This is a genomic window from Dermabacter sp. HMSC08H10, assembly GCF_001807585.1.
Lineage (GTDB): Bacteria > Actinomycetota > Actinomycetes > Actinomycetales > Dermabacteraceae > Dermabacter > Dermabacter hominis.
Genome location: NZ_KV789429.1, coordinates 257,721 through 282,417 on the forward strand (window position 1 = coordinate 257,721; position 24,697 = coordinate 282,417).

The 24,697-nt window shown below is 62.2% G+C and carries 24 protein-coding genes and 1 pseudogene; 10 read left to right on the forward strand and 15 right to left on the reverse strand.

All coding sequences use genetic code 11. The features are described 5' to 3' along the window. Positions 1-46: 46 nt before the first annotated feature. A complete protein-coding gene (locus tag HMPREF3176_RS09305) occupies positions 47-673 on the reverse strand; it encodes an MFS transporter (RefSeq protein ID WP_016664125.1) in 627 nt (208 codons plus the stop codon). Between the two features lie 332 nt (positions 674-1,005). Here HMPREF3176_RS09305 and HMPREF3176_RS09310 point away from each other — a divergent pair, with 332 nt between their 5' ends. Both HMPREF3176_RS09310 and HMPREF3176_RS09315 read left to right on the forward strand, forming a co-directional pair. Then, a complete protein-coding gene (locus tag HMPREF3176_RS09310; protein ID WP_168161976.1) occupies positions 1,006-1,320 on the forward strand; it encodes a helix-turn-helix domain-containing protein in 315 nt (104 codons plus the stop codon). Further along, complete coding sequence (locus HMPREF3176_RS09315) at positions 1,320-2,162, forward strand: IS3 family transposase (protein ID WP_070460153.1); 843 nt, start codon at positions 1,320-1,322, stop codon at positions 2,160-2,162. Before HMPREF3176_RS09310 ends, HMPREF3176_RS09315 begins: the two co-directional genes overlap by 1 nt. Before the next feature lie 69 nt (positions 2,163-2,231). Here the strand turns inward: HMPREF3176_RS09315 and HMPREF3176_RS09320 are convergent, their stop codons facing one another. Both HMPREF3176_RS09320 and HMPREF3176_RS10285 read right to left on the reverse strand, forming a co-directional pair. Continuing rightward, the gene (locus tag HMPREF3176_RS09320; RefSeq protein WP_016664122.1) at positions 2,232-3,137 is read right to left on the reverse strand and encodes an antirestriction protein ArdA; all 906 of its coding nucleotides are present in this window, start codon (positions 3,135-3,137) and stop codon (positions 2,232-2,234) included. Then, positions 3,134-3,958: a BPL-N domain-containing protein gene (locus HMPREF3176_RS10285; protein ID WP_168161977.1), complete on the reverse strand. Its 825-nt coding sequence runs from the start codon at positions 3,956-3,958 to the stop codon at positions 3,134-3,136. The genes HMPREF3176_RS09320 and HMPREF3176_RS10285 overlap by 4 nt, the downstream gene beginning before the upstream one ends. Positions 3,959-4,036: 78 nt before the next feature. Between HMPREF3176_RS10285 and HMPREF3176_RS10395 the strand changes: the two genes are divergently transcribed. Then, a complete protein-coding gene (locus HMPREF3176_RS10395; RefSeq protein ID WP_147594896.1) occupies positions 4,037-4,213 on the forward strand; it encodes a putative glycolipid-binding domain-containing protein in 177 nt (58 codons plus the stop codon). Positions 4,214-4,254: 41 nt separating this feature from the next. On the opposite strand, the gene HMPREF3176_RS09330 is transcribed toward HMPREF3176_RS10395, so the two are convergent. Then, positions 4,255-4,722 (reverse strand): hypothetical protein, encoded by a 468-nt coding sequence (locus HMPREF3176_RS09330; protein ID WP_016664120.1) that lies wholly within the window; start codon positions 4,720-4,722, stop codon positions 4,255-4,257. Positions 4,723-5,237: 515 nt separating this feature from the next. On the opposite strand from HMPREF3176_RS09330, the gene HMPREF3176_RS09335 reads away from it, so the two are divergent. Together HMPREF3176_RS09335 and HMPREF3176_RS09340 are read left to right on the forward strand one after the other, a co-directional pair. Further along, entirely contained in the window at positions 5,238-5,654 is a 417-nt protein-coding gene (locus tag HMPREF3176_RS09335; RefSeq protein ID WP_016664119.1) for a CPBP family intramembrane glutamic endopeptidase, read from the forward strand. Between the two features lie 4 nt (positions 5,655-5,658). After that, positions 5,659-6,252, forward strand: a complete 594-nt coding sequence (locus HMPREF3176_RS09340) for a TetR/AcrR family transcriptional regulator (protein ID WP_016664118.1) — start codon at positions 5,659-5,661, stop codon at positions 6,250-6,252. Between the two features lie 164 nt (positions 6,253-6,416). On the opposite strand, the gene HMPREF3176_RS10610 is transcribed toward HMPREF3176_RS09340, so the two are convergent. From HMPREF3176_RS10610 to HMPREF3176_RS09355, 4 genes are all read right to left on the reverse strand, one after another. Next, positions 6,417-6,704, reverse strand: coding sequence for a GNAT family N-acetyltransferase (locus tag HMPREF3176_RS10610; protein WP_232049727.1), 288 nt, complete (start codon positions 6,702-6,704; stop codon positions 6,417-6,419). After that, positions 6,691-6,891 carry a hypothetical protein gene (locus HMPREF3176_RS10615; RefSeq protein ID WP_227909832.1) on the reverse strand — a complete coding sequence of 67 codons (201 nt, stop codon included), beginning with the start codon at positions 6,889-6,891 and terminating at the stop codon, positions 6,691-6,693. Before HMPREF3176_RS10615 ends, HMPREF3176_RS10610 begins: the two co-directional genes overlap by 14 nt. A 191-nt stretch (positions 6,892-7,082) precedes the next feature. Next, a complete protein-coding gene (locus HMPREF3176_RS09350) occupies positions 7,083-7,520 on the reverse strand; it encodes a type II toxin-antitoxin system VapC family toxin (RefSeq protein WP_016664116.1) in 438 nt (145 codons plus the stop codon). Continuing rightward, positions 7,517-7,750 carry a FitA-like ribbon-helix-helix domain-containing protein gene (locus tag HMPREF3176_RS09355; RefSeq protein ID WP_016664115.1) on the reverse strand — a complete coding sequence of 78 codons (234 nt, stop codon included), beginning with the start codon at positions 7,748-7,750 and terminating at the stop codon, positions 7,517-7,519. Before HMPREF3176_RS09355 ends, HMPREF3176_RS09350 begins: the two co-directional genes overlap by 4 nt. On the opposite strand from HMPREF3176_RS09355, the pseudogene HMPREF3176_RS09360 reads away from it, so the two are divergent. Further along, positions 7,735-8,535: pseudogene (locus tag HMPREF3176_RS09360) on the forward strand (IS3 family transposase); the annotation flags it as partial. The gene HMPREF3176_RS09355 and the pseudogene HMPREF3176_RS09360 overlap by 16 nt on opposite strands. A 16-nt stretch (positions 8,536-8,551) precedes the next feature. On the opposite strand, the gene HMPREF3176_RS09365 reads toward HMPREF3176_RS09360, so the two are convergent. The 5 genes from HMPREF3176_RS09365 to nrdI all read right to left on the reverse strand — a co-directional run bounded on the left by HMPREF3176_RS09365 (position 8,552) and on the right by nrdI (position 14,846). Beyond that, the gene (locus HMPREF3176_RS09365; RefSeq protein WP_070459966.1) at positions 8,552-9,370 is read right to left on the reverse strand and encodes an Abi family protein; all 819 of its coding nucleotides are present in this window, start codon (positions 9,368-9,370) and stop codon (positions 8,552-8,554) included. A gap of 222 nt (positions 9,371-9,592) precedes the next feature. Then, a complete protein-coding gene (locus HMPREF3176_RS09370; RefSeq protein ID WP_016664112.1) occupies positions 9,593-10,747 on the reverse strand; it encodes an ATP-binding protein in 1,155 nt (384 codons plus the stop codon). Between the two features lie 281 nt (positions 10,748-11,028). Next, entirely contained in the window at positions 11,029-12,057 is a 1,029-nt protein-coding gene (gene nrdF, locus HMPREF3176_RS09375; protein ID WP_016664111.1) for a class 1b ribonucleoside-diphosphate reductase subunit beta, read from the reverse strand. Positions 12,058-12,159: 102 nt separating this feature from the next. Next, complete coding sequence (nrdE, locus tag HMPREF3176_RS09380) at positions 12,160-14,334, reverse strand: class 1b ribonucleoside-diphosphate reductase subunit alpha (protein WP_016664110.1); 2,175 nt, start codon at positions 14,332-14,334, stop codon at positions 12,160-12,162. Next, the gene (gene nrdI / locus HMPREF3176_RS09385) at positions 14,331-14,846 is read right to left on the reverse strand and encodes a class Ib ribonucleoside-diphosphate reductase assembly flavoprotein NrdI (protein ID WP_019174207.1); all 516 of its coding nucleotides are present in this window, start codon (positions 14,844-14,846) and stop codon (positions 14,331-14,333) included. Before nrdI ends, nrdE begins: the two co-directional genes overlap by 4 nt. 225 nt (positions 14,847-15,071) lie before the next feature. Between nrdI and HMPREF3176_RS09390 the strand changes: the two genes are divergently transcribed. Further along, positions 15,072-15,356: a transposase gene (locus HMPREF3176_RS09390; protein WP_016664108.1), complete on the forward strand. Its 285-nt coding sequence runs from the start codon at positions 15,072-15,074 to the stop codon at positions 15,354-15,356. After that, positions 15,326-16,207 (forward strand): IS3 family transposase, encoded by an 882-nt coding sequence (locus HMPREF3176_RS09395; protein ID WP_083286359.1) that lies wholly within the window; start codon positions 15,326-15,328, stop codon positions 16,205-16,207. Before HMPREF3176_RS09390 ends, HMPREF3176_RS09395 begins: the two co-directional genes overlap by 31 nt. 219 nt (positions 16,208-16,426) lie before the next feature. Here HMPREF3176_RS09395 and HMPREF3176_RS09400 read toward each other — a convergent pair whose 3' ends face one another. Then, positions 16,427-17,500, reverse strand: a complete 1,074-nt coding sequence (locus HMPREF3176_RS09400; protein WP_016664105.1) for a type I restriction enzyme HsdR N-terminal domain-containing protein — start codon at positions 17,498-17,500, stop codon at positions 16,427-16,429. Then, a complete protein-coding gene (ychF, locus tag HMPREF3176_RS09405) occupies positions 17,497-18,600 on the reverse strand; it encodes a redox-regulated ATPase YchF (RefSeq protein ID WP_034372396.1) in 1,104 nt (367 codons plus the stop codon). The genes HMPREF3176_RS09400 and ychF overlap by 4 nt, the downstream gene beginning before the upstream one ends. Positions 18,601-18,689: 89 nt before the next feature. Here ychF and HMPREF3176_RS09410 point away from each other — a divergent pair, with 89 nt between their 5' ends. Together HMPREF3176_RS09410 and HMPREF3176_RS09415 are read left to right on the forward strand one after the other, a co-directional pair. Further along, positions 18,690-19,889, forward strand: a complete 1,200-nt coding sequence (locus HMPREF3176_RS09410) for a DNA recombination protein RmuC (protein ID WP_070459968.1) — start codon at positions 18,690-18,692, stop codon at positions 19,887-19,889. Positions 19,890-20,014: 125 nt separating this feature from the next. After that, entirely contained in the window at positions 20,015-24,646 is a 4,632-nt protein-coding gene (locus HMPREF3176_RS09415; protein WP_070459971.1) for a lamin tail domain-containing protein, read from the forward strand. Positions 24,647-24,697 lie beyond the last annotated feature (51 nt).

Genomic DNA, 24,697 nt, shown 5'->3' on the forward strand with positions numbered 1-24,697 from the left:
CGTCTGCTGCGGTGCCCGCGGCTCGTCGGGGAGCGGTGACCGCGGGTCAGGTTCGATCCCTACTCCGCTCGACCAGACAGACCGCTGCCGCAGCAGTTGAGAGGGCGGCGACGATTGCGACCGGCAGCCAGGCGGTGCCGCCGATGAGCGCTCCGGCGACGGCGGTGCCGGCCGAGCCGGCGGCGATCTTCAGCGCGCCGACCCAGATGAAGATCTGCCCGCGCGCCTCGGGCGGGGCGTACTCGCTCCGAGCCGCGAGCGTAGCCGCGAAGAACAGTGAGTTCGCAATCCCTGCTGCGCCGAACGCGACGAGGGCAGCAGTGAAGTTCGTCGTCGCGATGACCAGGAGCAGTGCCGCAGCGACGACTGCCGCGAGGACGCCGGTGAGCTTGTCGGCGTCCCCGTGCAGCGGCCGGACCATGAGCAGCCCGGAGCCGGCGAGGGTGCCGATTCCGTAGCTTGCGACCAGGCTCCCGGCCAGCGCCGCCTCGCCCAGGGACTGCGCGACCGCGACGGCATAGATCGGCAGCGCCGCGACGGAGAATGCGACGACGACGGTCAGGACGAGAGTGCGCCGCAGCGGGCCGGATCGCCGGATCGTGACGAGGGTGCGTCCTGGGGACGGGACCGCGCCGGGGTCGTCGAGCGGGGACTGGCGCGGCAGGGCGAGCACGGCTCCGGCCCCGACGACCTCAGCGGCCGCCAGTGCCAGGGTCGCGACGAGCGGGCTCGCGGCTGCGGCGAGCCAGGCGACCGCGGCCGGTCCCAGGGTGCCGCTGAGCCTGAAGTGCTCCCCGGAAGTTGGACTGAGAATTCAGTTTCTTCTTCCGGGGAGTCTTCATGTATGCGAGTAGTTCTCTGACCCAAGCCCAGCAGCGGGCGGCTGTAGGGTTGTTCGAGGCGGGCTGGGGCGACACGGCCGTGGCGTCTGAGCTTGGTGTGAGTCGTTGGCCGGTGCGCAAGTTGTTCCAGCGTTGGCGTGTTCGAGGCAGAGGAGCGCTGGTCATGGCATCGGGCAAGAAGGTCTATCCGTTCGAAACGAAGGTGGTCGTCGCGCAGCGTTTCCTGGCTGGGGAGCCGAAGACGGACCTGGCGATCGAATTCGGTCTGTCCTCTCCCCAGATCGTCCAGAGATGGGGAAGGATCCTGCGCGAGCAGGGCGAAGACGGTCTCAGACCCAGACCACGAGGTCGGAAGACGGCCACGGGGCCGTCCGACGAGATCGAAACTCTGCGGCGCGAGGTTGAGCGGCTGAGGGCGGAGAACGCCTACCTGGGAAAATTGCGGGCCTTGATGGAGCCACAACGTCGGTCAAGGTGATGGCCGTCGTTTCCCTCAAGGCAGACCACAGGCTCACCGATCTGCTGGCCGCGGCCGGACTGGCGAGATCCACGTTCGTCTATCACCAAGCCCGCCTCACCGCCCCGGACCCGCAGGCTGGGTTGAAGGCGACGATCAGGGAGGTCTTCGAGGCCTCGCGTCGCCGGTTCGGGCATCGACGGGTCTGGGCCAAACTGCGGGTCCAGGGCTGGATCGTCGCGAAGAAGACCGTCCTGAAGTTCATGCGCGACCTCGGGCTGCGTTGCGAGATTCGCCGCAAGCGGTTCCGGTCCTTCAAGGGCGAGGTCGGCAAGACCTTCCCGAACCTTCTCCAGCGTGACTTCACCACCACTGGCCCGAACCAGAAGTGGGTCACCGACGTCACCGAGTTCCACCTCGACGGCGAGAAGGTGTATCTGTCGGCGGTCATGGACCTGTTCGACCGCCAGATCATAGGCGCGACCATCGGCCCGTCACCGAACCTGGCCCTGACCAACACCTCCCTGGAACAGGCCGTCGGCCGGCTGCGAGAGGGAGACCACCCGATCGTCCACTCGGACCAGGGATTCCAATATCAGCACTGGCAATGGCGCAGGATCCTCGGCCAGGCCGGCGCGAGAGGATCGATGTCCCGGCGCGGGAACTGCCTCGACAATGCCGTAATCGAGAGCTTCTTCGGCCACCTCAAGGACGAACTGTTCTGCTCGACCACGATCACCACCGTCGAGCAACTCACCACCGAGTTCACCGACTACATCGACTGGTTCAACCACCACCGCCCCCACAACAGCAACAAGGGCCTGCCCCCGGTCCAATACCGGGAACAGACCCTTGCCGCCTAGGCCCTAGGCTTTCAAACCAGTCCGACAATCGGGGACCAGTTCACCAAATCTGGCTGCGGGGCTCTTATGTCACAGGTCTCGGAATACGAACACCCCACCGTCGGGTGCGGGTATGACGGTGTGGTCGAACAGCAGGTCGCGGGTCCATGATTCCCAGTTGAAGTACCGCTGAGCCTCCTCGGGCCATCCGTCCATTAGACCGGTGTCCTCAGCGAGCTGGGCGGCGAAGTCGTCGAAGCGCTCCCACTGCCCGCAGTAGCGCTCCTCGAAGTCGGAAGTGCTGGGCAGGCAGCGCCCCACGGAGGTGTAGTTACCCGACTCCACCCAGGCGCACAGCGCAGGCCACAGAGTCTCACCGACCTCCTCGTGGACCTCACCCCACTCGGCGACCTCGGCAAGGCCCATCTCGCAGGGCACCGGGATGTTCTCGTGGTCGAGGCACCAGACCTCCTCACAGCCCGTGTACGGGCCGTCAGCGTCCCCGTGGAGCTGGGCGAGGGTGACGTCGGCGGCGTCGGTGCCGGCGGGATGGAACTCGACAGGGCTCGCGAGGATCTCGTCGAAGCCCATCGGCGTGACCGTCTCGTACACGACGTCGACGATGTGCTCCCCGTCGACCACCGGCTGGCCCCGCCAGAGGTTGCCCGGCTTCATGATGGCGCCCATCGACTCCGAGATCCACCAGCCGTGGACGTTGGCGCGGGCCCGCTCGCACACGAGCCATGCGCCGTTGAGGGCTCCTGCCGACGAGCCGTACACCGCGTCGAAGGCCGCCAGCAGGCCGCGTTCCTCCAGCTCACAGATCATGCTGCCGCCGTGGGCTGCTCGCGAGCTGCCGCCCTCGAGCACCACGGCGAGGCGGGCGTCGTCGTCCCGGTGCAGCGGACGGGAGCCCGCGGCCATGCGGGTGCGGATGAGGTTGAGGACGGGGTGCACGGCCCCATCCTGCCGCGCCGAACCGGCGCCCGGGTTCATGGCACGAGCTGGCGCACCAGGGGCAGGGCGTAGGCCCAGTCGTCGCCGTCCTCGTCGATGAGTCCGCTGCCCTTCAGCCAGGTGGTGTCGGCCTCGGGGTGCGGGCCGATCAGGCCGATGCGGCCCTGCCCGAGGACGTAGCGCGCCGCGGCGATGTCGCCGGTCTCGTAGCGGGCATGCACGACGGCGCCACGTTCGGGCAGTCGGGCACCTTCCTGGAAGTACGTCCACCGTCGGGTGCCGTCCCAGGTGACCGCGACCAGGTGGTCGGCACTGTCCACCACGGGAAACCCCGGCGCCCCGACCTCACCGTCGATCTGCCTTGGGATGAGTCCGAACCCGTCGTTGCCAGCCAGGTAGGCCCCCATGCAGACGCCCAGATAGCGGCCCCCGCCGCGCACCCACTCCTGCAGCGCCTCGACGAACGGTGCGGGGAACTCGGCGGCGGCTGCCGGGATGTCGTCGCCGCCGCCCGGCTGGACGTACAGGTCGATCCCGTCGAGGGCCCCCGCGTCCAGCGCAACCTCCTCGTCGGGGCCGACGAAGGTCACCTCCATGTGCAGCGGCGCGCCCGCGAGTCGTTCCGCGAGCGTCTCGGCGCAACCGTCGCATCCGGCTGAGCCGCGATACACGGCAGCGACGGTCGGTCGCGGCGTCGGTTGCTGGGCCGGAGGCGTCGGCGAGGCGCACGACGTCAGCCCCGCGGCGACCGGCACCAGTGCGGCTCCGGTGAGGAACCCGCGACGGGTGGCGCAGGCGGGCGGACGGCAGGACGACGCGCCGGCAGCGGGGCTGCGCTGGTCAGTCGTCGCGTGGTCCATGGGCCACATGGTTATTGGTCGCTGGCGTCATCACCAGTGACTACTCGACATCCAACCTGAACAACGGCTGGTGATGGCGTGGATCGATCTGCCTTCGCTGGAGGTCAGCGCCTCGGAGCAGTACTACGCCAGCATCGATCGCGGCTCGGTTCGCTTCATCAACGGGACGAGGACTTCGACGCTGTGCTCGACGTCGACGGCGACGGCGTGATCACCGACTACCCCTTCGCCCGAAGGATCGAAACTGGCGCCTGACAAGGGCAACCGGCAAGCATCCCCGCCAGCCGGGACGGTGATCACTCGAACCGGCGCAAGGTACACCAGTCGGGGACGCTGTCCGTCCGGTAGTAGTGGACGAAGATGTCGCCGGCCTGTTGCGCAGTGAAGACCTCAAGCTTCGGAACCGTCTCCGCCCGACCTCGCCAACGAACCTCCAGCTGCGCGGCTCCTTGTTCGTCGGAGCCCCTGCACCCGAGCTTGTACAGACCCAGCTCGCCCGAGGCATCGAACTGGCTCACTTCGACCATCATTGCCGTCGCTGCCCCCGCCGCCTGCAGGAAGCACAGTGGCCACCCGGAGGCCCGGGGATCCCACAACCGCGTCCCCTCGGGGAACCGTGCCAGGGAGACGGCGAACTCCTGCTGACCATCCATGCCCGACAGGACGCGCCGCAGCATCGCCTCCGGATCGAGCAGCTTGCACACTTCCGTCACGGACGCGCCGCCGTTGAGCGTCAGTGCATGCGTGGGATCCCAGGAACCCATACAACCCTCCTTCGAGCAATCAGCGGTGCAGCGAGCACCAAGTATAGCCAGACCAATGACCCGCGAGCGGAGCACGCCCGCAGGCACGGCGTCGCTCATCGAGCCGCAGGACCAGCGGCCCTGCGGCGACGGGCGGGGATTGTAAGAGGTAGCCCGTACGGTCGGCGACACGGGTGAGGTCAAGGAGAATCCCGGGCATGCACCACGATGGATACGGCCAGTCAGGAAAAGGCTGGAAGAGCTGGCAACCGCCGGCGGCAGAGCCGAGCGAGGCAATCACAAGCGTAGAGAGATTCGCTCCTACTGGTGCCGAGACTGCCACGCCTACCACCTCACCGGCAAGCTCCTGAGGTGATGCTTGGAGCGACGAAACCAGGTTCCGACACCGGGGACACGCTGGGCGTTGAGCGAGGCCGCGTCGCAGCTGCACCGCTTGGCTCCCCGAGGTGCCGTCACAGCCCGTTCAGAGCACGGGGACAACTCCGACGAGATCGCTTGACAGGGGGTCCCCCCTGATGGCAGCGGCGTACCTGTCGCTGTGGATCGCCGTGGGCTTCAACGAGGAGATCTGGTTCCGGGGTCTGTTGCTCGCCGCCCTGCGGGGGCGCGGCGACCGGTTCGCGATCGTCGCAGGCGCAGTGATCTTTGCACTCCTCCACCTCGGCAACATCTTCACCGGCCAGCCAGTCGTCTACATCGTCGGCCAGCAAGCGCTCGCCCTGCTCGTGGGGATCGTCCTCGCGGGAATGGTGATCGCATGCCGGAGCCTGTGGATCGGGATCATCTGGCACGCGGTCTATGACTACGCGGCCTGGCTGACCGGGGATTCGGTCGACACTGCAGGGCTGATCAGCCTGTTCGGCACCCTGGCCCTGCTGGCAGTGCAGGCGGTGTGGTGGTGGCCCCGCACCACCCAGGCCGAGGCAGAATGAACCCATGGAACTGACCTCACGGCAGCAGGCCTATGCCGACGCGGGCCTGGCCGTCATGGCTCGCGACGGCATGGGAGCGGTATCCTATCGCAGCGTGGCCGCAGAGGCGGGAATGTCGCTCGGGGCGGTCCAGAAGTCCTTCGCCACCAAGGACGAGCTGCTCCAGGCGATGCTCGCCCGCTTCCGTGCAGCCGCGGCGGCACCGGCTGTCGCCGTGCCGAGTCAGCCGACGCTCGTGGACTGGCTCGTCGCCCTGACGCTGCAGATCCTGCCACTCAACGAACGGAGCCGCCGCCAGGAAATCGTCGCGACGGGATTCGGAAACCTGGCGCACACCAATCAGGCCTTTTCCCTCGCACTGCGCACGGAGGATGCCGAATTGGTGGGGCGCATCGCGTCACTCATCGGACGCGCCATCGCGGAGGGCGAGATCCAGCCCGTCGATCCAACCCGCGCGGCACGCATCTGGCTCGCCCTGGTGCAGGGATATGGCTCGCAACTGCTCTATGACCCACGCACGGCTGACGCCGTCGAGGAAGAGCTCCACATCGCCTTATCGGCGCTGTTCAGACGCGCCGATCGCGTCGAGTCGGCGTAGCCACCTGCACAATGCCCCTGCGGCCCCTTGCTCCAAGTCGCAGCAGCCAACTACACACAAACCGGAACTCGACCGGGTCGCCACGATTAGGGGCAGTCAGGTGGATCTTGGAAGGCTCGCCACAGGGCAGCTGACCTCAGGCCTTACATGCCGCTGCCACAGGGTCAGACGCCTGTGCTCACCCACCGTCTCTCACCGTCGACCACATCGGTCGGGACCATGCCCAGCTTCGCAGCTACCGCCTGCGAGGCCAGATGATCGGGATTGATATGCGCAGCCACACTGTGAACTCCACGTTGAACGAGCCGATCGACCAGCAGCTGCGCGGCCCGCGACGCATAACCGTGGCCCTGCCACGGCTTACCGACCACCCAGGCAATCTCGGCGGGTCCGCCATTCTTGGGAACAGTGGCTTGCACATATCCGATGGGCTGGGCGTCAAGCAGCACCACCAAGTTGATCCAGTCCTTCGAGCCATCGAGGGAGCAGCCCCGAGTCTGGATCGCGTACGGCCGCTCGAGCTCCGTAGCGCTCGGCGGACCCACCGGTGAACTCGTACAGCGATGGGTCCGCCAGCACTTCGGCCATCACCTCCGCGTCATGGACCGACAGCTCACGAAGGTGCACAGCGTTGACCATCAGGAGCATTCCAGCACCAGGATTCACCCCCAAGCAAAGCATTCCCCACGCTTCTGGGGCGGCGAAGCATTCTGGGTGCCGAGGGGTCGTGGCAAGCGAGCCTTAGGCGGCCCGCAAGGGCTTGATCGCAGCGATCTCATCGATTGCCCGATCCTGCGCAAGCTCTAACCAAGGCCCGCGACGAGCCCGAGTCACGAAGCGGGGTGCGAAGTTCCTGTCCACGGATCAAACAAGGAGACACCGGTCCTCAGGAAGTCCTTGATGTTGCGCGTCGCACAGACCGCTCCCCGGGCTCGACAGATCGCCGCTATCTGCGCATCCCCAGTCGAGACCGGAAGACCAGCCGCTTCTCGCTGGGCCAGGGTGTCGGCATAGTGCGGAGCCGCCACGGCATCGAAGGCAAGAATCGCACCGGTGTCGCGATACGGACGCAGAGCACCCTCAACCGCCCCAGTGAGCTCGGTCTTTCGCCTACCATCAGGCAACCTGCGCAGGCCCGCCAAGAGCTCAGCCAGAGTGATTGCGGTGATGGCAACGTCATCAGTGACCGATTCCAGCCATTCCACGACGTTCACTTCCGGACGCGGCCTGAGCACCTCGGAGACGACGTTCGTGTCGAGAACGATCACGAGAAGTCCACTACGCGGGCGCGGTCAGAACGTTCGGGAATCGGCAAGTCTTCGACCCCACCGGCCAGCTGTCCCGCACGCAACAGCGCGAGCCCAATGTTTGGACGGGTCGCCGCCCGCGTCAGGATGTCACGAACTTCCGCCTCCATGGAGCGACCATGCTCCCTGGCCTGAGCAGCCAAGCGAGCCTTGACCGACTCATCAAGCCCACGGACGACAATGGACGACATCACGATCACCTCCCGAAGGTGCTTGCACTCATGCTATCACCCCAACATCAGCTCCAATCGGACTGGCCCCGGAGCCGCCGGCGACCGCCTCACACGTTGAAGCGGAACTCCACCACATTGCACTTAACCGTAAGACTGTGGCTAAACGGATGTGCATGATGGGGATTGAGGGGATTTCACCGCGGGCCTTTGTCCCGGTGACAACGATTCAAGCTAAGCGTAAGTCCACGCTTCCTGACCTGGTCAAGCGCATGTTTGATACTGGTGAGCTCAACCGGGTGTGGATGTCAGATATTACCTACTTGCGCACCGGTGAAGGCTGGTTGTACTTGTGCGCGGTCCGCGATGGCCATTCCCGCCGGGTGCTGGGCTGGGCTATGGATAGCGTTCAAGATACTTCCCTGGTCGAGCGAGCCCTGCGGATGGCGCACACGTTGCGTGGTGACGTTCCTGATGGGCTGGTGTTTCACGCTGACCGCGGAGCTCAATTCACTAGCGAGCAGCTCTGGGAGGTTTGCCGCAGCCTGAGCATTGCTCAGTCCGTGGGGCGTACTGGTGTGTGCTTCGATAACGCGATGGCTGAGTCGTTCTGGTCGACGCTTAAAACCGAGTTCTACGACCGTAAGCGCTGGACGACCCGTGATGCTGCACGCAAGGCCGTTGCCTACTGGATTGAAGTCGTCTACAACCGTCGACGCCGACATTCCGCACTCGGTATGGTCAGCCCCGTCGACTTTGAGAACCAAATTGGTCTAATCACTAGCAGAAAAGGAATAGCTGCCTAACCACTAGGTAGCTCCACTACGTGTCCACGATTTGCGGGTAACCCCACCGACTTTGCCCCTTCGGGAGACAAGACAGTTCTTGTATCGTTCGGAAAGCATTCGTCGCTGCCGGGGTGAAGTGGCGGTTCCATACGCGGCCGTGATGTGCACCTGTGTTTCGCAGAACGGTGAGTTGTTCGCACCATCGAGCGAGGGGATCTTGGTTGTAGTAGCTCTTCTTCTGCTTAGAGTTCAATCGATCGACGTCGCCAAAGAAACCGAAACTGTGTGCAATACTCCGCTGATCATCAAGAGTGAGGCCATCAAAGAGGATGGAAATATCGGAAAAATCAAGGACATCAGCAAGAACCCAGAATGGGTAATCCCCGTAGTTGACACTGTAGTGAGCCACAGCGCGGTTACGTTTTCGCTCGCGATCCACACGCTTCTCAGCAGTCTCTAGCCAGTCTTGATGCCGGAAATCCTCACGAAAGATACCTGGATCTTTGTAAGATAAGGCTCCTTTCGCGACGAGTAGTTCGCCGATCCGTGCACGTAGCGCAACCTCAATCCGCTCAATCCCATCGTAAATAAGTGTGCGCATTTTACGGTCGAATTCGTAGAGAGCGACTATTTCTTCGAACTTCGTGCCTCGCACAAAGCTGTCGGCGCGTTGCGGCTGTTTGGGGTCTTCAGGCTCTGGGAGAATCCGGTAGGCGTACCAATACCCGGACAGCCTGTAGTAAGAGACGCTAGACAGCCACTGCCTTGCTAGGGATTCGTTGAGCTCCATCCCTCGTGAGCGCATGAGGGCAATCTGCACTTCAACCGTGGTGGGATTTTTGATCTTCTTCATCGGGTTTTCATGCCTCGAAAGAAATCCAGCCCGTCTCCAACCTGATGGTCGAAGCGGGCTGAACGATTACCTAAATAATGCCACGGCCCCAGCGCGTTGGGTGGCCTCATTTGGCTACAGGAGCATGACGGCTAGATCGAGAAAAACAAAGACCGGCCCTGGGCTCCCACCAAAATGGGTAGCGGTACCGGTCATGTTGGTATTCAGGCTAGGCGATGACACCTAGCTGTGCAACGGTGAGGGCTCGACAAGCCACTCGATAATGTTTTTGTGTTGGATCCCGTCGCGGCTCATGTCGAACTGGTCCATGCTCAGCACGGTTTTCGGGAAGTTGTCGGTAACCCCGCGAAAGGCACCGAACTCGCGGTCGACGGTGTTTTGGCTGCCGAGCAGGTAACTCACCTGGAAGTACTCAGTGTCGGAACCTTTGCGGGCGATGAAGTCAATCTCGCGCGCGCCGGCTCTTCCGACACTTACCTCGTACCCGCGCGCAAGCAGCTCCACGCACACGATGTTTTCGAGGGTCAGCTCAATGTCGGCCTGGTTCGAAAGGCCGAGCGTTTCACGAAAACCGTGATCCACCGCATAGTACTTCTCAGTTGCCCGAAGCCTCGCCTTCCCCGCAATGTCAAAGCGCGGAACCCGATAAATCAAGAAAGCGTTCACGCAAAACTCAAGGTAGTTCAACACGGTATCAACCGAAACGGTGCGCCCCTCGCTTTTGAAAAAACGCACCAGTGACTGCGCCGAGAAGGTTTTTCCAATATTTGCGAAGCAGTAACCGACGATGCGGTGAAAAATGTCGACGTCGCGGATCTGGTGATACTCAATCACGTCTTTGAGCACAACCGAGTTGTACACCGAGTCAAGGTAGTCGAGCGAGGGTTCCCGGTCGAGGTTGAAGTATTTCAACGCCGGGAAACCGCCGAACTGCACAAAGTGCTGGAAGTGTTCGCTCAGTGTGCGGTCGCTTTGGCGGTGCAGCTCGACAAATTCCGCAAACGAAAACGGTTGGATCAAGAACTCAACGTAGCGACCGGCAAGATGTGTGGCGAGATCACCGGAAAGCATGCGCGAATTCGACCCGGTGACATAGATATCTGCGTCATAGTCGACGCGGATCGCGTTGATGGCTTTCTCCCAGTCGGCGACCTGCTGAATTTCGTCAAAGAAGAAATACGCGCGGGTGTTTTTGTTGAGGTTTTCGGCTTCGATGCGCCGTAGCAGCGCCGCTGCGTCTGTGATGTGAAGCCCGTCAGCGGACTCAAAATTCATCGCAAACACTTGTGGATCAGCGCTGCCCGCGCGAATCACTTCTTGCAGCTGCTGCAGAATCGTAGATTTGCCGCAGCGACGCACACCGGTGAGCACCTTCACGAGGGGTTTGTCGATAAAGGGCTGGATCCGCGAAAAGTATCTCGGGCGTTCAATGATTCTGTCCACCACAAACCTCCCTGTCTTGTCGAGTATAGTCGACAAGCTGCTACTTTGCGGAGGTTTTGTCGATCATAGTCGACAAGAATCGCGCTGGCTCGGGCACAAAACAGCGCACCGCGGGAAGGTTGCCGGCGTGTGCCAGCGTCCAACCCGCGGTGCGCTATTCGGACGGTGCGGCCCGAATCGAGCCGCTGAGCCCTCGAGCCGTTAAGCCCTTGAGCCTAGAAGTCCCAGTCGTCGTCGGTGGTGTCTTCGCCCTTACCGATGATGTAGCTCGATCCTGATCCACTGAAGAAGTCGTGGTTTTCGTTGCTGCCAGGTGACAGCGCCGCGAGAATCTCAGGGTTCACTTCGGTCTCTTCAGCGGTAAACCGCGACGGGTAACCGAGGTTCATCAGCGCCTTGTTCGCGTTGTAACGCACGAACACGGCAACGTCGTCCATCAGGCCGAGCGGCTCGTACAGCTCACCCGAGTACTGCAGCTCAAGCTCGTAGAGCTCTTCCAGCAGGTCGAAGGTGAACTTGCGCATCTCTTCCTGACGCTCTTTGCTCTGCGTCTCGAGTCCGCGCTGGTACTTGTAACCAGAGTAGTAACCATGCACTGCCTTGTCACGCAGAATCAGGCGGATCATGTCTGCGGTGTTCGTCAGCGTCGCGTGCACCGAGAAGTGCAGCGGCAGGTAGAACCCTGCGTACAGCAGCAGCGACGACAGCAGCGTCGAAGACACTTTACGCTTGAGCGGATCATCGCCGTAGTAGTGGTGCAGCACCTTCTTGCAGCGTTCCTGCAGCAGATCGTTGGCAACTGCCCAGCGGTAGGCGTCGTCGATTTCCGGGGTGCTCGTCAGCGTTGAGAACACCGAGGAGTACGAGCGGGCGTGCACCGACTGCATGAACGCAATGTTGGTGTAGACGGCCTCTTCGTGTTCGGTGCGGGAGTCTTGGATCTGCACGATCTCACCGACAGTTGCCTGCACGGTGTCGAGCATGGTCAGACCGGTGAAGACGCGCATCGTGAGGGTGCGCTCTTCCTGGGTCATTTTCTGCCACGCGGGGATGTCGTTTGACAGCGGCACCTTCTCTGGCAGCCAGAAGTTCGCGGTCAGACGGTTCCACACCTCGAGGTCTTTGTCGTCGGTGACGCGGTTCCAGTTAATGGGGCGCAGCCGCGCTGCCGGGTCGTGGCGGTACGACGGCGGGGTGACCGAGATCTCTTGCAGCGGGCGGTCGGTGTTCAACGGATCAGTCATAGTTCAATAAAGCTCTTTCACTAGTGGTGTCTGGTGGTCAGTGCGCGGAGTGCGCGGACGGCGCGCGGTGCGCCCGCGCGCGCAGCACGGGCGCGAACGCGACTACAGCGCGCAGGAAACGCAGCCTTCGATCTCGGTTCCCTCGAGCGCGGGCTGGCGCAGGCGGATGTAGTACAGCGTCTTGATGCCCTTGCGCCACGCGTAGATCTGCGCGCGGTTGATGTCGCGAGTGGTCGCCTCGTCTTTAAAGAATAGCGTGAGCGACAGACCCTGATCCACGTGCTTGGTCGCAGCAGCGTAGGTGTCGATGATCTTCTCGGCGCCGATTTCGTAGGCGTCTTCGAAGAACTCGAGGTTGTCGTTTGTCATGTGCGGAGCCGGGTAGTACACGCGGCCGAGCTTGCCCTCTTTACGAATCTCAATCTTCGAGGCGATCGGGTGGATCGAAGCCGTCGAGTTGTTCACGTAGCTAATCGACCCGGTCGGTGGCACCGCCTGCAGGTACGCGTTGTAGATACCGTGTTCGCGGATCGACTCGCGCAGCTGTTCCCAGTCCGCAACCGTCGGCAGCGCAACTCCAGCCTCGGCGAAGAGCTCACGCACCCGCGCGGTTTCTGGCACCCACTCCTCGGCCGTGTAACGGTCGAAGTAGCTGCCGTCAGCGTAGTCGCTCTTCTCGAAGCCCGCGAAGGTCGCACCGCGGTCAATCGCCAGCTGGTTCGAAGCGCGCAGCGCGTGGTAGGTCACCGTGCGGAAGTACGCGTCGGTGAAGTCAATTCCCTCTTCGCTGCCGTAGTGGATGCGCTGCGAAGCGAGGTAGCCGTGCAGGTTCATCTGGCCGAGGCCGATGGCGTGTGACGCACGGTTACCCTCGGCAATTGACGGCACCGCCTGAATGTCGGTCTGATCCGACACACTCGTCAGCGCCCGCACCGCAATCTCAACGGTTGCGCCGAAGTCCGGGCTGGCCATTGCCTGCGCAATGTTCAGCGAGCCGAGGTTGCACGAAATGTCGTGACCGATCGTCTCGTACCCGATTGCGGCGTCGTACTCAGAGGCGGTGTTCACCTGCAGAATCTCCGAGCACAGGTTCGACATGTTGATGTGCCCCTCGAGCGGGTTCGCACGGTTCACAGTGTCTTCGAACAGCACGTACGGGTAGCCCGACTCGAACTGCAGCTCAGCGAGGGTCTTGAAGAACTCGCGCGCGCTGATCGTGGTCTTGCGGATCCGCGGGTTCGCGACGAACTCGTCGTAGCGCTCGGTGATTGACTGATCCGAAAGCGGAATACCGGTTTCGCGAAGCACATCGTAGGGGCTAAACAGGTGCATATCTTTGTTCTGCTTAGCCAGTTCGAAGGTCACATCCGGAATCACAACCCCAACCGACAGGGTCTTAATGCGGATCTTCTCGTCAGCGTTTTCACGCTTCGTGTCGAGGAACCGCATAATGTCGGGGTGGTGCGCGTGCAGGTACGCAGCGCCTGCGCCCTGGCGAGCGCCGAGCTGGTTCGCGTAGCTGAAGCTGTCTTCGAGGATCTTCATCACGGGAACAACACCGGAAGCCTGGTTCTCGACCTGCTTAATCGGGGCACCCGCCTCGCGGAGGTTTGACAGCAGCAGCGCCACACCGCCGCCGCGCTTGGACAGCTGCAGCGCAGAGTTAACGCTGCGGCCAATCGATTCGAGATTGTCTTCAACGCGCAGCAGGAAGCACGACACGAGCTCGCCGCGCTGTTTCTTACCCGCGTTCAAGAACGTCGGAGTTGCCGGCTGGAAACGGCCCGAGAGGATCTCGGTGACCGTCTTCGAAGCCAGTTCCTCGTCACCCTGACCGAGGAACAGCGCCGTGGCAACAACTCGCTGCTCGAAGTTTTCGAGGAAGAGGCTGCCGTCGAAGGTTTTCAGCGCGTAGGAGGTGAAGAACTTAAACGCACCGAGGAAGGTCTGGAACTTGTGCCCGAAAGCGTCGGCCTGTTCGTGGAGGCGCTCGACGAAGTCCTTGTCGTAGGCGCGCAGGTATTCGGCTTCGTAGTACTCGTTTTCGATCAGCCACTCCAGGCGTTCCCACACCGAAGCGAACTGCTTCGTGTTCGGGATGACCTGCTGGTTCAGGTAGGCCTCCGCCGCTTCGTGATCCTTGTCAAACTGGATCGACCCGTCCGCCGCAAACAGGTTCAGCTGGGCGTTGAGCGCGTGGTAGTCCTTCCGCTCGCCGACCCCGCCAACCCGTGCAGTGTTGGGGGTGGTTGTTTCTGATGGTGTGGCGATCGTCATGCGACGTCCTCCTCATTTGCTTCTGCTTCTAATGTGTTCTGTCGTGCCCAAAATTCGTCTAAACCAGCCTTGACTCGAGCAACGTCGCGGTTGGTGCCAAGAAGTTCAAAGCGGTACAGCTCAGGAACTTTGCACTTGGCTGAGATGATCGGTCCTGCGATGCAGTAGTGCTCACCGAAGTTGGTGTTCCCCGCGGTAATCACGCCGCGGATCAGCGCGCGGTTTGCAGGATCGTTCAGGAACGTAATCACCTGCCGCGGCACCGCCCCGGCCTGCGCTCCGCCGCCGTAGGTCGGAACCACGAGCACGTAGGGCCTGGTCACTCGGATCATTCCCTCTGTGCGCGGTCGGAGTGGGATCCGCACCGCCGGGCGCTCGAGCTTCTCGACGAAGCGGAGGGTGTTCTCCGAAACGCTCGAGAAAAACACCAGGTCAGGTGAATCTTGCCCCTCGAGCACTCGCACCTCCGCGACGCTTCGTGTTCGGCCTTCCCTGCGTTCACTCATCAGCATGTTCTCCTCTCAGCATTTGCACCTCAGCAATCCCACCCCTACATCTAGTCCTGACCCACATTGCGGGCACCACATATAGTGGTTAGCACGAATAATCTCACAAATCTACGACACGCCGAAGTACAGACTACGTCATACCGAACCTGGAGTGCTCTAGGTTTTTAGGTCCAGGTGACTTGAGTGCTGTCCATTGATGCCCTGCCTGTGGGTGGGGAGAATGGATGAATGGTGAAGAAATTCAGCAAGCATACTCCCGAGCAGATTGTTCGTAAGCTCGATAGGGCGCGGGAATTGAAGGAATCGGGATCAACTACAGCTCAGATCCTGACCACGTTGGGGATTAGCGAAGCCACGTTGAACAGGTGGCAGGCTACCTATGGGGCGATGACCAAGAGCGAGGCGAAAGAGCTCCAGCGCCTGCGCGAGGAAAACACGCGCCTCAAACGCCTCCTAGGTCAGGCAGAGCTGGAAAAGGCTGCGTGGAAAGAATTGTCGGAGGGAAACTTCTAAGCCCAGCTCGCCGCTATGATGCCGTCTGGCATCTGGTCGGGCTGGGCTACTCCCAAAGACTTGCCTGCCAGATTGTTGGGCTCTCTCGCAGTGCTTACCGGCGCGCTAGGACCCGCGAGAACAAGCCGGATAAGTACGCGGACCTACGGGCGTGGATGCACGACTTCGTTAAGGATCATCGCCGGTGGGGACACCGGCGCGCCTGGAGAAACGCCCTCGCCGAAGGGTACGGGATATGCCGCGAGACTTTCCGCAGGATCTGGCGTGAAGAGGGCTTGCGTGTCTTGCCTAGGAAGAAGCTCAAGCGTCTAGCTGCCGATACCCATCGTGATGTTCCTGCCGGCCAGTACCCGAACAACGTGTGGGCGTTGGACTTCCAGTTCGATTCAACCTGGCACGGCAAGACAATCAAAATCTGTAACATTATCGATGAATACACCCGCGAACACCTCGCCTTCACGGTCGACAAGAACATTAACGCGGTCTCGGTGACCGAACTCCTTGACGTGGCTTGTCTGGAGCACGGCGGGCGCCCGCGGGTGATCCGGATGGATAACGGGCCCGAGTTCATCGCTCATGCGCTCCAGGAGTGGGCAGCCGAGGGTGAGACAATCCAGGCATTCATCCCACCAGGCCAGCCCTGGCATAACGGGTTCGTTGAGTCTTTCCATAACCGGATGAGAGACGAACTCTTGGAGGACAACAGTATCGAGAATCTCGAGCATGCCCGCCTACTCGTGGCCCAATGGTCATCACGTTACAATAACTTCCATCCGCATTCCTCACTCGGCTACCTCAGCCCACGGAAATACGCGGAACAATGGAAACAAGAAAACACGGTCAACACTTAAACCGAGTGGGCCTAATTCTTAGGCCACTCCACTCGACGCCCCAGGCATAAGGGCGTTGGTATTCAGGGATGACAAACTCGTAGTCTCCATCATTAAGTAGCCTGCCGACGCTTATTTCCTTTGCATCGAGCTGCCTATTTTCGCCAGTCATTACTTGCCCCTAAGTCGTCGGTTGGATGGCATTCTCTCAAATTGCTCATGGATTGCGGAGTGAACCAGTCAGGCGGCCAAATCGTAGCTCGCGCGCGTTTGTATCCGTCGTGGAATGAAAGTTTCAAGTATGAGGTCTTTGTCGCTGGGGTCCAGCATCTCGACCATCATGTTGCAGACGTTGCGGGGGGTGAAGAACTCTCCTCGGTCCCCGCGAAGGTTCGAACCTACGACCTCTTCATACGCCTTACCCTTGACGTCCACATCGGAGTCAAGCAACGAGAACATCTGAAGCTGCGTGACAATGTATGCCAGAACCTTAGGGTCGAGTTCGATTTGCTCGACTGGTTTGAAAATCTGAGGGTACTGAGTCTTGACGTTCTCGAATAGCTTCCCGATCCGCGAGGAGCACCGCATCAGGCCAGTCATGTTCTGACGTTCCTTAGGTGTTGCGTAAAACTGCGGCGAGCTGGAATCACGTTCATCCTGGATCTTGCAAAATATGAGCTTCAGCAGCTCCCAGAACGCCTCCGGCTTTTGCATCCCCTGATTACCAGCGATATAGCTGTGAGCCCTCCGGAAAGCAAACAGCAAAGAGTCCGATGCAGCCGGGCGCAGTTGGTCGAAACGCGGCGTGCCCGCCTCAGCACTGTCACCACAGTGGGGAATGTCAGGGATCTCAACGGAGACCCGCTGGCCAGACGTCCCCGTTTCAAAGGCGTAGCTCGCCATATCCTCACCGTTGGTCCACATGCCGACTTCGACGTTCGGACATGCGGCCATGTAGCTGAGCATCTGTTCGACACCGTCCTTCTTCATTGAGGGACGGACCTTGGCGCTCTTGCACTCAATGATGAGCCAGGCAGTTGATTGGGTCTGCTCTGACGCCCGAAGGTCGGGCGGGAACACCACGATGTCGACGCGGACCCGTCGACTACCGAACTTGATCGGGAATTCGACCCGAATGTCGCGTTTGTCGTACCCGTACTCGCGCACGAGCGACTTGAGGATCTCCTGACGGACATACTCCTCGGGCGTGTCCTGCCTCAACGTGGCGCCGTCGATGAAGTCGAGCACTTTGCCGGGCGGGACAATCGCAAACCCGCCATGCGGCGCATCGCTCTGGACAACTGGGCGGCTCACCTTCTACCGCCAGACGTTAGTCCTGATCGAAACTCGACCACGTCTCCGTCTTGCATAACGTAATCCTTGCCCTCCATGCGCACCTTGCCGCGGGCCTTCGCTTCTTGCATGGAACCGGCGTCGTCGAGCTCGTCGAAGGAAACGATTTCGGCCTTGATGAAGCCACGCTCGAAGTCGGTGTGAATCACACCTGCGGCTTGGGGCGCAGTCCAGCCCTTGTGGATGGTCCAGGCACGCGATTCCTTGGGTCCAGCCGTGAGGTAGGACTGCAGGTTGAGGGTGTCGTAGCCGACCCGGGCGAGCTGGTCGAGGCCGGACTCCTCCTGGCCCGTCGAGGCGAGCATCTCCGCGGCTTCGTCGGCCTCGAGCTCGATGAGTTCGCTCTCAAACTTCGCGTCGAGGAAGATCGCCTCCGCGGGGGCGACAGCCTTGCGCAGTTCCTCCTGCATCGCGTTATCCGCGAGCCCCTCTTCGTCCGTGTTGAACACGTAGATGAACGGCTTGGCAGTCATGAGCTGCAGTTCTTTGAGGAGCGACACGTCGATCCCGGCACCGTCGGCCCCCTGGAAGAGGGTGCTCCCGGATTCGAGGAGCTCTTTTGCTTTGAGCACCTCGGGAAGGATCGCGGCATCGATGACCTTGCGCTTCGTGTCTTTCTCGAGGCGCGGAAGGGCGTTATCGATCGTCTGGAGGTCGGCGAGGATGAGCTCGGTCGAAATCGTCTCCATGTCGCCCGCGGGAGTCTCAGAGCCGGGAACGCGCGTGACGTCGGGGTCGCTGAAAGCGCGGGTGACTTGGCAAATCGCATCGGCCTCACGGATATTTGCGAGGAACTTGTTGCCAAGGCCTTCACCTTCGCTCGCGCCCTTCACGATGCCGGCGATATCCACGAAGCTCACGGTCGCGGGGAGGATCTTCTCGCTCCCGAAGATCTCTGCGAGCCGCGCGAGGCGGGGATCCGGAAGCGGCACCACACCGACGTTCGGGTCGATCGTCGCGAACGGATAGTTCGCCGCGAGCACCTCCGCACGGGTGAGCGCGTTGAACAGGGTCGATTTACCAACGTTGGGCAGGCCAACGATTCCAATTGTCAAAGCCACGCCCCTCATTCTAGGGGCAGGGCCCGACGCTTGCCCTCCTCAGGGCGTGCCGCACTTTAAATGTCTCACCCCCGTGGTGAGGTAGAAGTATGAACTTTTCGACTCTTGTGACCGTTCTCCTTCCGTTGCTCATCGGGGCTGCTCTCGGAGCAGCGGTCATGTGGATCCTCATGCGCGAGCGGGTTCGTGCTGCTGAAGCCAAGGCCTCGGCGAACGGAACCGACATCGAAGCACTTGCCGCACGCGCGGTTAACGCCTCGAGCACGCAACTGCTGCAGCTCGCTTCGGAACGCTTCGATCGCGATTCGGCTCGGCGCGAAGCAGTCGATGCGGCACGCTCGGAGCAGCTTGCCCGCACGCTCTCCCCCATTTCGGAAACCCTCACGAGTTTGGAGCGCTCGGTTGCGCGCACGGAGGCGGCCCGGCAAAAGGCCGATGGTGACCTGGCTTCGCAGTTGAAGAATCTCTCGGAGCGCACACGCGATCTGGGCATGGGGGCGAACGCCCTCGTCACCGCCCTCAAAGCCCCCACGAGCCGAGGCCAGTGGGGAGAGGTGCAGCTGCGACGCATCGTCGAGGCTGCGGGCATGCTCGAGCACACGGACTTCACCGAACAGCTCAGCGGGAAAAACGTGAGCGGAGAGAAGAACCAGCGCCCCGATCTCGTCGTTCATTTGAGCCACGGGCGCACGATCGTCGTGGACGCAAAGGCTCCCATGGACGCTTACCTGCGTGCTGCCCAAGCCACGGAGAAAAACGAACGGGCGAAATACCTCGCGGACCACGCGCGAGCATTGCGATCGCACGTCACGCACCTCAGCTCGAAGTCGTACTGGGCCTCGCTCGGCGACTCCCCCGAATTCGTGGTGCTGTTTGTGCCGAGCGACGGTCTTCTCGCGGGCGCGCTCGAGGCGGATCCAGGGCTGCTCGATGGTGCCTTCACGCTCGATGTTGTGATCGCCTCTCCCGCCACCCTCATGGCACTTCTTCGAACCGTCGCCCACACGTGGCGCACGGGCGCACTGAACCAGGACGCCCTCCGCGTTCTCGAGGCAGGTCGCGAGGTGCATAAGAGGCTCGGCACTCTTGGCGGGCACCTTGCGAAACTCGGCCGTTCGCTCGATTCGTCGGTGCGGGCGTTCAACAACGCGGTGGGCTCGTACGAGGCGCGAGTGGTGCCCGCGGCGCGCTCGATGGAAGAGCTTCACATCGTCGGTGGCGCCCTCGAAGGAGTCGAACCAGTGACGCAGCTCGCACGCGATATCGATCCGTCAAACCTGAATGCCTAATCTCCACTCGTACACGGCGCGTACAGCCAACAGCCCCCATTTCTTCACCAATCCGTTAAACGCCAAGAGCAACGTTGAGGAGCTTCCCCGAAACTCCCAACAGGCACTTAGCGAAAGTGAAGGGTATGACTCCTCAGTCGCGCGGCACGCGCCGCACTCCTGCCATTTACTCCAAATCCCTCGCCGCAGCGGCACTCGGCTTCACTCTTGTCGCGAGCCCCGCAATCGTCCCCGCCGGCATCGCCCCTTCAACGATGAACGCCGCCCAGGCAGCTCCGGCGAGCACCTGGCCGCTCGTCGTCACCGAGATCGCACCGAACAACGCAGGCGACGACCACTACGAATTCGTCGAGGTCACTAACACGACCGACAAACCCCTCACGATCGGTGAGGGCGGCTACTCGCTCGCCTACATCTACGAGGACAGCACTAACACCGCGAAGGACGTCGCCCTCGCATCCGAGAAGCCGATCGAACTGGCCGCCGGGGAGACCGTGACCCTGTGGCTGAGCTACACGAGCGATGACGGCAAGGTCGATTCGGCCGCGCATACCGTCGAAGAGTTCCGCACGCAGTGGGGCATGGATCCGAACGCGCGCGTCGAGCGCATCACCGGCCAAACGGGTATGGCGAACGGCGGCAACCGCGGCATTCGCGTTCTCGACTCGAACGGCGCCGAAGTCTCGCGCTCGTTCTACCCGAAAGGCTCGGTCGCTGAGGACAAGTCCGCACAGTTCCGCACCCCTGCCGATTCGAGCGTGAAGAGTCTCGAGGTTCTCGAAGGCCCGGCTGCTCCCACCGCAGGCAAGGTCGACCCGAAGCAGCTCGAGGACCGCATTGCAGAGCCTCAGCCCGAGAAACCGGCTGAGCCCGCCCCCACCGAAGACGTCCCCGGCCCGGCGGCCGATACGACCGTCGGCCAGCTCCTCATTACCGAGCTCGTTCCCGATTCCACCAACACCGGCGAGGGCGACGGCTACGAATTCATTGAAATCTACAACCCCACTACCAAACCGATCAGCCTCGCTGACTACCAGGTCGCCTATCAATACCCCGGTGAGGGCCGGAAAATGGGCAACCAGGCTGTGTGGCCCATGGAACCTGCCGATAAGGTCGTCAAGCCCGGCGGCACGGTCATCGTATGGATCAAGAACGGCTCTAACGATGCCAAGACCGTCGAAGACTTCGCCAAGAACTACGGTGTTGACCCGAACAGCCTCACCATTGTTGAGTCCTCGGCGGGCGGTATGGCCAACGGCTCGCTTCGCGGTATGGAGATTCAGACCCGCACGGGCCACACCGTAAGCCGCGTCTTCTACAACGAAAACGGCCGCGATGACACCCAGGCGGATCAGGGCATCCACTACGCGGTCAATCCCGAAAACTTCCAGGTGAGCGAGATCGGGGAGATCTCGAAAGCAACGCCGGGTCAGGCGGCTCCCGCGAAGGTTCCCTCGAAGCTCGTGAAGCTCAACGAGGACACCGAAAAGCCAGCTCTGGTGGATCAGACCGCAAAGTCCCTCGACCCGACAAAGGACGCCCAGATCACGATCAAGGCGACCGATAACGTCCAGGTTCGTCGCCTCACCGTCTCCCTCCAGTCGAACACTGACGATAAGCCGATGGCCAAGGACCTCCTCGCGAACGAGGATGGCACCTTCACCCTCACGATCCCCCAGGCGGACCTCACGGGGAAGAAGTACTTCGAGTATTCGGTTGAGGCCTCCGACGGCACCAACATCGCCACCATTCCGCTGACTCGCGTTGAGGTCGAAGGGGCCGAGCAAGGTCCGGTTCGCCTCAACGTCTCGGAAAAGCAGTACGTGAGCGGCACGACCCGCCTCTCGGTTTCGAGCGATCACGAAAACGACACTCGCACGCTTGCCGTCGACGGGACCGAAGTCAACGCGGATATTCCCTCGCTCGAGAAGGAGCCCGTCTTCGCCATCGACGCGACGCAAACCGATGCGTTCTTCCGCAACGGCGTGCTCGTCAAGGACGAGGTCCTCACGATCTTCGACAAGGGTTTCTACGAGAACTGGGAAACCGTGACTGCCGATGTCCCGCTCAAGTACGTCACGAAGGGCGAGTCACTCCAGGTTGACGTCGCGGCGGGCACCAAGGCCAAGCCCGGCATCGACCCGAACGAAAACAACGACGACTTCAACGCCCGCAACGCACGCCTCGTCCTCCCCGACGGGCGCACCTTGCGCGCGGCCGACTACACAGACGCCGAGGGTAAGACGGTCCCGGCCAGCGATCCCACCCAGATCATTAACATGGGCGATTCGAAGGGGAAGGTCGAGATTCTCAACGCGACGTTCTCGATACCGGACGATGCGTTCACCGCGAACGCCTACCAGTGGGACACCACCAAGGTCGCTGACGGCGAGCACAAGGTGAAGGGCACGCTCGTTGGTTCGGGTTCGACGACCAGAATCGCCACTTTCGCTGCCGACTCAATCAGCGACACCTCCGAAGTGGAGACGACCGTCATCGTCGACAACACCGCCCCGGTGATCACCTCCTCGATCGCCGACGGCTCCGAGCAGCGCGGCGAGTTCACCCTGGACTTCGAGGCAACCGACGCCGGCGTCGGCGTCGCGAGCACGTCCGCGACCTTCGACGGCGAGAAGGTCGAATCCGGCACGACGTTCTCCTCGCTTACCCTCGCGGCAGGCACGCACACGCTGACGATCGTCTCGACGGACAAGCTCGGTAACGAGTCGAAGAAGACGATCACGTTCACGACGCCCGTCGAGCAACCGTCGGCCACCCTTGATACGGCGGATGGCGCGGGCCTGAACGTGTGCGTAGACGATTCGCTTTCGGCGACCGCGACCGACCCCAGCAAGGATGACCTCTCGGTCTCCTTCCGTGAGGGCTACTCGACCTCGCTTAGCGAAGGTACGCTCGCGGGCACTGCGGGAAGCGTCCACGACGCCGACCAAGCAGACCGCCAGGGCGATGCGCTCAAGGCCGGTGAGACGACAACCGCGGGTTCGGCACTTCCCTTCCACGAGTTCTCGACCGCCGTGCCCGAGGGCGCAGGCGAAGACTCGGAGATCCGCGTGAGCTGGACCGGTGCTTCCAACAAGGGACAGCGCGTGCGTCTTCTCGTGTGGAACACCGAGAAGAACAGCTGGGAAGAAGTCCAGTCGCTCCTTACGGATAGCGAATCTGGCGAGGCGAAGCTCGAAGCGATCGTCCCGCTCAAGGGTCACAACGTGGATGGCGAGATCAAGGCTCTCGTTCAGCAGGGTGTTGGATACGCCGGTGCAGACCTCTCCGATCGCACAGGAGCGGAGCCCGGCGAGCACGCCGACGACACCCCGCGTTCGGACTACGACTACACCTTCGCCGTTGAGTCGGACACCCAGTACTACAACGACGATGCGAAGATCTACCACCACCAGGTCGCGATCCACGACTACCTTCTGCGCGTGCGCGAGAAGATGAACCTGCAGTACCTGTTCCACACGGGCGACATCGTCGACAAGATCGACAATGCCGAGGGCTGGGTCCGCGCAGATGAGTCCTACAAAACTCTCGACGACGCGAAGCTCCCCTATGGCGTTCTCGCAGGCAACCACGACGTTGGCCACCACGCCAACGACTACTCGAAGTACAGCAAGTACTTCGGCGAGAAGCGCTATGAGAGCAACCCTTGGTACGGCGGTAGCTACAAGGACAACCGCGGCCACTACGACCTCATCAGCGCCGGGGGCCAGGACTACATCATTCTCTACATGGGATGGGGCCCGGGCGATGAAGAGATCGAGTGGATGAACGAGGTGCTCAAGAAATACCCCGAGCGCATCGCCCTCATCGAGCTTCACGAGTACATGCTCACGACCGGTGGCCTCGGCCCGATCCCGCAGCGGATCTACGACGAAGTCATCGCGACCAACCCGAACGTGCGCGCGGTCATGAGCGGCCACTACCACGACGCTCACACGCGCGTGGATAAATTCGATGACAACGGCGACGGCACCCCGGACCGCACCGTGACCCAGATGCTGTTCGACTACCAGGGCCTCGCCGAGGGGGGCCTCGGCTACCTCCGCCTCATGCACTTCGACAACGAGAAGGGCAGCATGATCGTGCGCACCTACTCGCCGTCGCTCAAGGACTATGACTCGGACGATCCGAGCTTCGAGCCGATCGACCAGGAGTTCGAGGTGAGCTATGCCGACCTTGGCCTCACGCCCGAGAAGAAGACCCTCACGACCGCCGAAGCGCGCATCGACGTGCTCACGACCAAGGAATTCGGTCACAAGGACGGCGTTGCCTCCGGCGACACCGTGAGCGTCCCCGCGAGCGATCTGCCCGAGGGTGAGTTCTCGTGGTACACGCTCACGACCGACCCGTACGGCGCGAAGCACTACAGCGAGGTGCGCAACGCTTCTGTGACGAAGACCGAGTGCGGCCAGGATGGCGGCACGACAGTCGACCCGGACGGCACGGTCAAGCCCGGCGAGGGCGGCAAGCCCGGCGAGGGCGGCAAGCCCGGCGAGGGCGACAAGCCCGGCGAGGGCGGCGACCCTGAAACCGGCAACACCGGCAGCGCTGGTTCTGGCAAGGGGCATCCGGACGAGGGCTCGCACGGTTCCGACGCTTCCTCCGCCACTGGCGCACAGACGCACTCGACGGGGCTCCCCCGCACGGGTGCCGAGGTGATGGGCATTCTCGCGGCGGGGCTCGTCCTCGTCGCGGGTGGCGCCGCGGTTCTCCGCTCGCGCCGCGTCTCGCGCTGATCGTCATAGACCCCGCGTGAGCGGGCGCTTCCCGAAAGGCCGGCGCTACCC

What these genes read in the sequence shown, in the direction of transcription:
- HMPREF3176_RS09320 (WP_016664122.1), bottom strand. Translation starts at nt 3,137, where the DNA reads ATGAACCCGGGCGCCGGTTCGGCGCGGCAGGATGGGGCCGTGCACCCC.
- HMPREF3176_RS09310 (WP_168161976.1), top strand. Translation starts at nt 1,006, where the DNA reads ATGGCATCGGGCAAGAAGGTCTATCCGTTCGAAACGAAGGTGGTCGTC.
- HMPREF3176_RS09365 (WP_070459966.1), bottom strand. Translation starts at nt 9,370, where the DNA reads ATGAAGAAGATCAAAAATCCCACCACGGTTGAAGTGCAGATTGCCCTC.
- HMPREF3176_RS09330 (WP_016664120.1), bottom strand. Translation starts at nt 4,722, where the DNA reads ATGGGTTCCTGGGATCCCACGCATGCACTGACGCTCAACGGCGGCGCG.
- HMPREF3176_RS10615 (WP_227909832.1), bottom strand. Translation starts at nt 6,891, where the DNA reads ATGGTCAACGCTGTGCACCTTCGTGAGCTGTCGGTCCATGACGCGGAG.
- HMPREF3176_RS09335 (WP_016664119.1), top strand. Translation starts at nt 5,238, where the DNA reads ATGGCAGCGGCGTACCTGTCGCTGTGGATCGCCGTGGGCTTCAACGAG.
- nrdF (WP_016664111.1), bottom strand. Translation starts at nt 12,057, where the DNA reads ATGACTGATCCGTTGAACACCGACCGCCCGCTGCAAGAGATCTCGGTC.
- HMPREF3176_RS09410 (WP_070459968.1), top strand. Translation starts at nt 18,690, where the DNA reads ATGAACTTTTCGACTCTTGTGACCGTTCTCCTTCCGTTGCTCATCGGG.
- HMPREF3176_RS09355 (WP_016664115.1), bottom strand. Translation starts at nt 7,750, where the DNA reads ATGTCGTCCATTGTCGTCCGTGGGCTTGATGAGTCGGTCAAGGCTCGC.
- nrdI (WP_019174207.1), bottom strand. Translation starts at nt 14,846, where the DNA reads ATGCTGATGAGTGAACGCAGGGAAGGCCGAACACGAAGCGTCGCGGAG.
- nrdE (WP_016664110.1), bottom strand. Translation starts at nt 14,334, where the DNA reads ATGACGATCGCCACACCATCAGAAACAACCACCCCCAACACTGCACGG.
- HMPREF3176_RS09340 (WP_016664118.1), top strand. Translation starts at nt 5,659, where the DNA reads ATGGAACTGACCTCACGGCAGCAGGCCTATGCCGACGCGGGCCTGGCC.
- HMPREF3176_RS09415 (WP_070459971.1), top strand. Translation starts at nt 20,015, where the DNA reads ATGACTCCTCAGTCGCGCGGCACGCGCCGCACTCCTGCCATTTACTCC.
- HMPREF3176_RS09315 (WP_070460153.1), top strand. Translation starts at nt 1,320, where the DNA reads ATGGCCGTCGTTTCCCTCAAGGCAGACCACAGGCTCACCGATCTGCTG.
- HMPREF3176_RS10285 (WP_168161977.1), bottom strand. Translation starts at nt 3,958, where the DNA reads ATGGACCACGCGACGACTGACCAGCGCAGCCCCGCTGCCGGCGCGTCG.
- HMPREF3176_RS09390 (WP_016664108.1), top strand. Translation starts at nt 15,072, where the DNA reads ATGGTGAAGAAATTCAGCAAGCATACTCCCGAGCAGATTGTTCGTAAG.